The 8,119-nt window shown below is 58.0% G+C and carries 10 protein-coding genes; 3 read left to right on the forward strand and 7 right to left on the reverse strand.

Annotated elements, in window-relative coordinates; translation table 11 throughout:
- Positions 1-34 precede the first annotated feature (34 nt).
- The 5 genes from HA46_RS05105 to HA46_RS05120 form a co-directional block, all read right to left on the reverse strand.
- Positions 35-214 carry a YodC family protein gene (locus HA46_RS05105; protein ID WP_033791375.1) on the reverse strand — a complete coding sequence of 60 codons (180 nt, stop codon included), beginning with the start codon at positions 212-214 and terminating at the stop codon, positions 35-37.
- A gap of 176 nt (positions 215-390) precedes the next feature.
- Positions 391-522 (reverse strand): hypothetical protein, encoded by a 132-nt coding sequence (locus HA46_RS21435; protein ID WP_255351574.1) that lies wholly within the window; start codon positions 520-522, stop codon positions 391-393.
- A gap of 41 nt (positions 523-563) precedes the next feature.
- On the reverse strand, positions 564-1,475 hold the full coding sequence (locus tag HA46_RS05110; protein WP_033791376.1) for a DUF808 domain-containing protein: 912 nt from the start codon (positions 1,473-1,475) through the stop codon (positions 564-566).
- A 10-nt stretch (positions 1,476-1,485) separates the two neighbouring features.
- Positions 1,486-1,758, reverse strand: a complete 273-nt coding sequence (locus HA46_RS05115; RefSeq protein ID WP_033791378.1) for a hypothetical protein — start codon at positions 1,756-1,758, stop codon at positions 1,486-1,488.
- Positions 1,759-1,823: 65 nt separating this feature from the next.
- Complete coding sequence (locus HA46_RS05120) at positions 1,824-2,300, reverse strand: very short patch repair endonuclease (protein WP_033791379.1); 477 nt, start codon at positions 2,298-2,300, stop codon at positions 1,824-1,826.
- 187 nt (positions 2,301-2,487) lie between these two features.
- On the opposite strand from HA46_RS05120, the gene dcm reads away from it, so the two are divergent.
- A complete protein-coding gene (gene dcm, locus HA46_RS05125; RefSeq protein WP_084882454.1) occupies positions 2,488-3,882 on the forward strand; it encodes a DNA (cytosine-5-)-methyltransferase in 1,395 nt (464 codons plus the stop codon).
- A gap of 115 nt (positions 3,883-3,997) precedes the next feature.
- Complete coding sequence (locus HA46_RS05130; protein WP_084882459.1) at positions 3,998-5,590, forward strand: methyl-accepting chemotaxis protein; 1,593 nt, start codon at positions 3,998-4,000, stop codon at positions 5,588-5,590.
- A 40-nt stretch (positions 5,591-5,630) separates the two neighbouring features.
- Here HA46_RS05130 and HA46_RS05135 read toward each other — a convergent pair whose 3' ends face one another.
- Together HA46_RS05135 and HA46_RS05140 are read right to left on the reverse strand one after the other, a co-directional pair.
- Positions 5,631-5,882: an Arc family DNA-binding protein gene (locus tag HA46_RS05135; protein ID WP_033791383.1), complete on the reverse strand. Its 252-nt coding sequence runs from the start codon at positions 5,880-5,882 to the stop codon at positions 5,631-5,633.
- 78 nt (positions 5,883-5,960) lie between these two features.
- Positions 5,961-6,659, reverse strand: a complete 699-nt coding sequence (locus HA46_RS05140; protein ID WP_084882464.1) for a phosphohydrolase — start codon at positions 6,657-6,659, stop codon at positions 5,961-5,963.
- A 604-nt stretch (positions 6,660-7,263) separates the two neighbouring features.
- On the opposite strand from HA46_RS05140, the gene HA46_RS05145 reads away from it, so the two are divergent.
- Positions 7,264-7,941, forward strand: a complete 678-nt coding sequence (locus HA46_RS05145) for an ASCH domain-containing protein (RefSeq protein ID WP_084882469.1) — start codon at positions 7,264-7,266, stop codon at positions 7,939-7,941.
- Positions 7,942-8,119 lie beyond the last annotated feature (178 nt).

Here is an 8,119-nt window from a genome sequence, read left to right on the forward strand (position 1 = left end):
GGGGGATGAACAGCGCATCCCCGTTGAACAGCGCCTAGCTGGCGAGCTGCGTCTCAGAAATCGCGTGGCTCAGCTCATCCTGATGAAAGGCTTCGCGGCGCACGGCGTAGCCGTCATACCAGCGACACTCTACCATTCCGCTGGCGTAGCCTGTGACCACCATGGCAGGTCCGCCCTCTTTATGCTGCACTTCATCGCTAATCGTAAAGACCATCACGCATCCCTCTTTTGACCGTTAACAGAACCTTTTTATCTATAGCAGCCATCTGGACATCCTGCCCGTTAAGGCATGGAAAAAAGCGTAAATTCAGAATAAAGCAGTAAGAAATGTTGAAAATAAAAAAGCGGATAAGAAGGCTTATCCGCTTTTAACATCCGCTGGCGCTGAAATCAGATTTTGCAGCCTTCGCAATCCGCTTCATCGCCTAAGTCGTCAGGCACTTCATTGACCTTTTCCGCCGCTTTGGCTTCGGCCTGCTCAAGCTGGGCATCAATATCAAATTCAAACATATCGTCGTTCATAGCGTCTCCTCTCCTGACTTCACATCATATGGCAGTGCGCTTTATACCGATTTACCGCGCAGTTTAGCAATCAGATTCACCGCTAACAGCACGATCGACCCAACGATAAAGCCGAGCACCAGGTTGGCGCCGTTGCTGAGCAAACTGCCCACCAGCCCGCTCATATCGCCGGTAATCGATTCGATCAGATGATGCAGCGGCGTCAGGCCATGCACAATGATACCGCCGCCGACCAGGAACATCGCCAGCGTGCCGACCACCGACAGAATCTTCATCAGCCAGGGCGCGAACGCCAGCAAGAAGCCACCGATGCCCTGCGCGACCGAGGAGGATTTCTCATTCAGCCAGTAGCCGAGATCGTCGATTTTAACGATGGCGGCGACGATGCCATAGACCCCGATAGTCACCAGGATCGCGATGCCGGCGAGGATCAGAACCTGATTAAGCAGCGGCGCATCGGACACGATGCCGAGGGTAATGGCGACAATCTCTGCAGAAAGAATAAAGTCGGTGCGCACCGCGCCTTTGACTTTGTTCTTCTCGAATTCGCGCGGATCCTGCTGCGCCAGCTTGTCCAGCCGCTGCTGACGCGCCTCCGGGCTTTTCTCCTGCTTATCGTGCTGCAGGCTGTGCAGCACTTTTTCCACCCCTTCATAGCAGAGGTAGGCGCCGCCGATCATCAGCAGCGGCGTGATAAGCCAGGGCGCAAAAGCGGAGATCAGCAGCGCCAGCGGTACCAGGATCAGCTTATTGAGAAAAGAGCCCTTGGCGACGCCCCATACGACCGGCAGTTCGCGATTGGCCTTAACGCCCGTTACCTGCTGCGCATTCAGCGACAGATCGTCGCCCAGCACGCCCGCCGTTTTTTTCGCCGCCACTTTGCCCATGACGGAAATATCATCCAGAAGTGTTGCAATATCATCTAATAAAGTCAGTAAGCTGGATCCTGCCAAAATGTCTTCCTTATTCCGGTTCGTTATGTTGACAACAGGGACAGCGTTCCAGCGTCGCGACGGTAATGTCAGCGATGCCGTCGCACTCCCACTCTACGCGGACCGCCCCTGCCAGCTCGCCTGCATGCAGGTATTTGCTGACCGGGCTTTCCGTCATGCCGGTGATCTCCTCCGTCGCGACCAGGGTGTCGCCGATATAGACGCGTGCGGTCGCATGGGCGTTGACCATGCGCTCGTCGCGCAGCTGGTAGAGGCGTTTTACCGTCAGTTTGATACTGCTCATCCACAACTCCTGATCGCGGGGGAAGGCGAAATCTAACCCGGCGAAGCCGACAAGGCAAGGCGGCCTCAGCGCGGGCGATAGTGCTGAATGCCGTTGTGATCGATCTCGGCGCTCTGGTCCATCGCCAGCAGCCACTCCTCCAGCCGCTCCTGCAAATCGCCATCGCTGAGCCGCAGTTTGTTGCGCAGCGCGCACTCCCAGATAATCAGCACCTTCCAGCCGCTCTCCTGCAGCTGGCGCACATAGCGGTTATCGCGCTCGACGTTGCTGTTGATCTTGCCGACCCAAAACTCGGTGCGCGTCGCCGGCACCTTAAAGAGATAGCAGTGGTGGTGATGCCAGAAACAGCCGTGCACGAAGATAATCGCCTGCTGCTCCAGCAGAACGAAATCGGGGCGGCCCGGCAGGTTCTTATCCTGAACGCGGTAAGCGAAACCGCGATCCTTTAGCAGCTGCGCCACCCGCAGTTCAATGGCGGTGTCCTGCTGGCGTATCGCACGCATATTTTTGCTGCGCGTCGTGCTGGAGTGTACATCGGCCATGGCGCCTCCTTTTTGCCTTCTCTATCAACTTTAGCCTGACTCACTAAAAGCGAAAGCCTGCGCCGCGCTTAGCGAGGCGGGTAAAATCCCGGCGATGCGTCCTGCAGCGGCCTTAAGGCATCGCGCGCCAATTTCTTCACAGCCAGAGGAGTGTTAGCATAGCCCGTTCACAGTTAAGGAAAAACGCATGCTTGTCGATGACGCCACCGCAATGACGGAACCCGCTTCTCCCCTGCTCTCTGCCGATAGCGAAACCGCTGACCTGATGCGCCAGGCGCTGGCGATTTACGCCGCGCGCGATTTAGCAGCGGCATTTCACCAGGCGGGCTTCCACGACTGGACGCCGCAGCAACTGACCCGTCTGCGGCAAAACAAAAGCGCGCTGCCGCCACTGAGCGAAGGCGAACTCACGCTGTTGCGCACTCTGCTGCCGACGCGTCCGGCGCACTACGACAACCCGCTGTTTCGCTTTGTCGATCTCTTCGCGGGCATCGGCGGCATTCGCCGCGGCTTCGACGCCATCGGCGGAAAGTGCGTTTTTACCAGCGAGTGGAACAAAGAGGCGGTGCGCACCTACAAGGCGAATCATTACAGCGACCCGCAAGAGCACAGCTTTAATACCGATATCCGCCTGATAACCCAGCCAGACGGCCTGCGCGACGAGGCGGCTATCTATCGCCATATCGATGCGGCAATCCCCGACCATCAGGTGCTGCTGGCCGGTTTTCCCTGCCAGCCCTTTTCGCTGGCGGGCGTCAGCAAAAAAAATGCGCTGGGCCGCGCGCACGGCTTCGAATGCGAAGCGCAGGGCACGCTGTTTTTCGACGTGGCTCGCATCATTGCCGCCAAAAAGCCGCCGATCTTCGTGCTGGAGAATGTCAAAAATCTCAAAAGCCACGATAAAGGCCGCACCTTCGCCATCATAATGGCGACGCTGGACGAACTGGGCTACGACGTGGCGGACGCCGATGCCGCCGCGCCGGACGCGAAAATCATCGACGCGCGCCACTTTCTGCCGCAGCACCGCGAGCGTATCGTGCTGGTTGGCATCCGCCGCGACTATCCCTTCAGCAACACGCTGTCGCTGCGTCAGATCCAGCAGCTCTATCCGCCCGCGGTGCCGAGCCTGCAAAGCCTGCTGGAGCCTGAGCCGGAAGAGAAATATATCCTTTCCGCCCAGCTGTGGCGCTACCTCTACGACTACGCCAGAAAACATAAAGCGAAAGGCAACGGCTTCGGCTTCGGGCTGAACGATCCGCGTCAGGCCGACGTCTGCGTTCGCACCCTCTCGGCGCGCTACTACAAAGACGGCTCGGAAATCCTTATCGATCGCGGCTGGGATCGCGCGCTGGGCGAAGCGGATTTCAGCAACGCCGCCAATATGGCGCGCCGGCCGCGCCGCCTCTCGCCGCGCGAGTGCGCGCGCCTGATGGGCTTCGAGGCCCCAGGCGAGCGCCGCTTCCGCATCCCGGTTTCCGACACGCAGGCCTACAAGCAGTTCGGCAATTCGGTGGTAGTGCCGGTTTTCGCCGCGGTGGCGAAGCTGCTGTTGCCCTATATCAGGCAGATAAACCAGGCATAACAGGTCCAGAGTTTAGCTTAGTCACGCGCATTGTGCTGTTTTTCGGCGAATGCGCTCGCTGTCACAATGCTGTCACGCAACCGGCGAATACTCGCTTTTATTTTCAGGTTGCGCTATGTCCTCTGTCACGCTGTTCTCTCGCCGCTTTCGTCTGCGCATGCCGGTATTTCCCGGCTGGCTCAGCAGCCTGCGCGGCAACTTTACCCTGTTCGTTATTCTCTTTTGTCTGCTGCAGGCGCTGGGCGTCACGCTGCTCGCCGCGCAGGTCAGCCATACGCAAAGCGCGCTGGCGCAGAGTGCGTTACTGCGGGAAAGGCTGGCCCTGCTCGATAAAGCGCGCATCGAGCTCCTTACCGCCAGCGACAGCAGCCACCGCGCCGGCATCTATCTGATGCAGGATCAGCAGAGCGGCTCTGTCGACAGCTGGAAAAGCCTGGCCGACAGTGCCAGCGCCTCGCTGCAGCAGGCGAAAACGCTGTTCGCGCGCTACCAGGCCGACCAGAACGGCGCGCTGGCGCAGGCCTTTACGCTGCTGGCGAAGGGGCTGGAAGAGCAGTTAAAAGGATTAACGGATAATAAAATCGACGCCTTTTTTATGGTGCCGATGCAGGCCTGGCAGCAGCAGTTTAACGACGCCTGGTTCGCGGAGATGGACGCGGCAAACAGAGATCTCGACGCGGTCAACCGCAGCACGCTGGCGAGCATGACGCACAGCCGCAACCTGTCGCTGCTGGTCAGCGCGCTGTTGTTCGCGCTGCTGCTGGTGGGCGGCGTGCTGCTGGCACGCGGGGTTATCGCGCCGCTGCGCCACGCCAGCGGCCAGCTGCAGCGCATCGCCACCGGCGACCTGCTTCCGCCGCCCGCCGCCGGACGGCTGCAGCCGCGCGAAACGCGGCAGCTGTTCAGCGCCATGGCAGAGATGCGGCACGGGCTGCGTCATATCGTTTATGAGATCAATACCATCGCCGCCGGCGTGGCGGCGGGCGCAGGCGAGATGCAGCAGCGTAACGCGCGCGTCAGCGCTCAGCATGAGTCGCAAAACGCCAGCTTCACCCATTTGTCGCAGCGGCTGCGCCGCGTGGCAGATGAGGTAGAGAGCAGCGCGCAGGTGTCGCGGCAGGCGACGCAGCAGGCGTACGATGCCGATCGCCTGATGCAGCAGTGCGTCTCGCGGGTAGATGAGATGGAGACGCAGATGCGCCAGATTGTCGCCGCCTCCGGGGATATTGCCGGGATCGTCGAGATGCTGGATAGCCTCTCGCTCCAGACGCGCCTGCTGGCGCTTAACGCGGCGATTGAGTCTGCCCACGCCGGCGTCTACGGCCGCAGTTTTTCGGTGGTGGCGAAGGAAATCGGCATGCTCTCCAGCCAGAGCAGCGGATCGACGCAGCGCATCGACGGTTTGATCCAGCACACGCAGCAGCATGTGGCTCAGGGTTTTAATAAGGTCAAGGTGCTGGAAACGCTGTTTCAGACCATCAGCAGCGCAGTAGCCGATATCGCCGTGCAGCTGCAGGCGCTACAGCAGAACGCCACGGCGCAAAGCGCGCGCGTCAGCCACATCGCCGCCGAAATCCATAAGCTGGACGAGACGCTACAGGCTAACGCCGGACTCAGCGCGCAGCAGCAGCACGCCGCCGACGCCCTGCAGCAGCAGGCGGCGCGTCTGGCGCAGAGCGTGCGTCAGTTCCGCATCGAGCAGGCGTAAACGCCGCCCATAAAAAAACCCGTCTTGCGACGGGTCCGTTTTATTTCTTCTTCTTGGTCTGTTTCTTCAGCAGGGCGCGAAGCTGTTTGACCTCTTCCGCGGAAAACGCGTTTGACGCGGTTTCCGCCGTGTCCTGATTGTCTACCGCCGAGGCGGTGGGCGGCAGCAGGCTCTCCTGTAAACGCTGAACAATCTCCTGACTCATTGAGATTTGATTCTCCAGCGCCAGCTGTTTCAGCTGCTCTTTCAGCGCCGGATCGATCTTAATCGTCAAATTTACCGTCTCGGTCATTCTGTTACTCCCTTCGTTATTTATCATCAACGTAGCGGAAGTCACGACCGTTTAACAGACTGTCACAAAAATTTAATATTAGGCGCGTAAGAGACTGAAATCGCGCAGCACTGACTCGTCGAAGCTGGTGAGATTGCCCTGCAACTCGGCGCATAGCTTGGCCATATAGTGCACAAGGAAGTCGGCGTTATACTGCGCCAGCGCCCTGCCCGCCTCGGTCTGCATCGTGTCGGGGAGCCGCAGCAGCTTCTTCTGAAAGTGATCGAGCGTCCAGTTGACGTCGTTGAGCTCGCGCATCTTGCCGAGCGGATCCTCGTTATCGAACAGCGGCCGGTTAAGCGCGCCGGCCGTATAGAACACGCGCGCCAGCCCGATAGCGCCCAGCGATTCGAGCCGATCGGCGTCCTGCACGATTTTCGCCTCCAGGGTTTCCGGCGCGATAGCAGCGCTGAAGCTGTGCGCCTTAACGGCGTGCGACACCGCCGGGATCAGCGCGTCAGGAAAGTCGGGGAAATCCTGCGTCAGGATGCGCGCGGTCTCTTCGGCGGCATAGGTCGAAGCAAGATGGCGCTCGGGGTGATTTTTCGGCAGGTTGACCACATCGTGGAAGTAGCAGGCGGTGAGCACGACCAGCGGGCTGGCGTCGCTGCCCGCCATAATGCGCTGCGCGCTCATCCAGACACGGCGCAAATGGGCGATATCGTGCGCCTTGTCATCATGAACCCAGTTAATCAGAAACCAGCTTTCGAAGCGCGTTTGCCAGAGTGAGAGCGACATGGCTTATCTCCCTGTTAATGTTTGGGTACCGGTCTTAACATCGGACCGTACGCAGTGGGACGTCATCTTACCGAGTGGCTGATGACAAATTTTTGACACAGGGTGGTGTAAAATGCGCAGTGACATAACCGGTTCGAAAAAAATGAGACCGGGATCGAGTTATAGCGCCAATTCAAGCATTATCCCAGCTTTTAACAAACTTTCAGCATTAACCCATATCAATTATCTTAAGCAAAACTTATTAATATCGCTCAAAATTGACGTGCTACCTTTGAAGCCGTCAAGTAAGCTCACCGGATATGAAACCTATGCTCACTCAGGATATCTTCGCTTTGTGAAGGTTAAAGAATCTGAAAAGGTTTCAAAAACGTCCGATATAACGTACTGTATCCGGGTTATACCAGGTAAGGGACCACTTAGTAGACTCGGACTGGTGCGTTTTTTGCATTTTCGCTTTTTCCTAAAGGCAAATCGTTGTGTTGCCGTTACTGTAAGGCGTCAAATTGTTAAGCGGATTGATGTAAATTCATCATCGCTACACGCAGGCGCAAGACAGCGGTTTAATGTGTGTCCACCGGGTTTTATTTATATTCAGAGGTAATCAATGAAAGAACGGCCGATTCTTTTTTCCGAACAGCGGGTTCGCGCCCTGCTGGTTGGCCAGCAAACCCAGACCCGGCGCATCATGAAAACGCAGTCTTTCGGACCCGGTCAGGATCACCATGAAGGCGTGCATGCCTTTGACGTTAACGCTAACCATCTGCACGGCTATAAGCTGATGTCGATGGCTGATATCAGCCAGCACTGCCCATACGGCAAGCCGGGCGATATTCTCTGGGTGCGCGAAACCTGGCGTGGGCCTATCGTGCCGGAAAACGATCTGGCGGAGTATGAGCGCGATCCGGCGCCGTTCCGCCTGCCGGAGTTTTGCCAGTACCGCGCCGACAACAACGAGCTGGGACACCATGCCCAGGGTGGCCCGGAAGCCGATCAGTTCGGCTGGCAGACCGCCATTCACATGCCACGCTGGGCCAGCCGCATCAACCTGCAGATCACCGCCGTGCGTGCGGAAAAAATTCAGGATATCAGCGAAGATGACATCATGGCCGAGGGCGTGCAAACCGATTCCCACTTCCTCAATAACTTCTTCACCATGAACATGAATGCGGAGTCGCCTAAAGAGGCCTACCGCAAGGCGTGGCAGAAGCAGTACGGCGCGACCAGCTGGGAAGTGAATCCCTGGGTCTGGGTGATTGAATTTGAGCGCGTCGCGCGCAATTAATAGCGCTTTGCGGGCTGAATCACAGACAAATTGCTTGCTAAGCGGTTGAATAGACAGCTTTCACCCCTGCAGCCAGATTAAGGTGCCAGCAACCGTTTCGGGTGCTGGCATTTTTTCTGGCGGTCAGGATAGCGCGGGTAATTCGTCAGCGAGTATTACGATGTTTAAATGGCCGTGG

This window comes from Pantoea septica (genome assembly GCF_002095575.1).
Classification (GTDB): Bacteria; Pseudomonadota; Gammaproteobacteria; order Enterobacterales; family Enterobacteriaceae; genus Pantoea; species Pantoea septica.

Bases quoted from the DNA above. Each gene is read 5' to 3' on its own strand.
- HA46_RS21435 (WP_255351574.1), bottom strand. From the start codon at position 522: ATGAACGACGATATGTTTGAATTTGATATTGATGCCCAGCTTGAGCAG.
- dcm (WP_084882454.1), top strand. From the start codon at position 2,488: ATGCTTGTCGATGACGCCACCGCAATGACGGAACCCGCTTCTCCCCTG.
- HA46_RS05105 (WP_033791375.1), bottom strand. From the start codon at position 214: ATGGTCTTTACGATTAGCGATGAAGTGCAGCATAAAGAGGGCGGACCT.
- HA46_RS05145 (WP_084882469.1), top strand. From the start codon at position 7,264: ATGAAAGAACGGCCGATTCTTTTTTCCGAACAGCGGGTTCGCGCCCTG.
- HA46_RS05115 (WP_033791378.1), bottom strand. From the start codon at position 1,758: ATGAGCAGTATCAAACTGACGGTAAAACGCCTCTACCAGCTGCGCGAC.
- HA46_RS05140 (WP_084882464.1), bottom strand. From the start codon at position 6,659: ATGTCGCTCTCACTCTGGCAAACGCGCTTCGAAAGCTGGTTTCTGATT.
- HA46_RS05120 (WP_033791379.1), bottom strand. From the start codon at position 2,300: ATGGCCGATGTACACTCCAGCACGACGCGCAGCAAAAATATGCGTGCG.
- HA46_RS05135 (WP_033791383.1), bottom strand. From the start codon at position 5,882: ATGACCGAGACGGTAAATTTGACGATTAAGATCGATCCGGCGCTGAAA.
- HA46_RS05130 (WP_084882459.1), top strand. From the start codon at position 3,998: ATGTCCTCTGTCACGCTGTTCTCTCGCCGCTTTCGTCTGCGCATGCCG.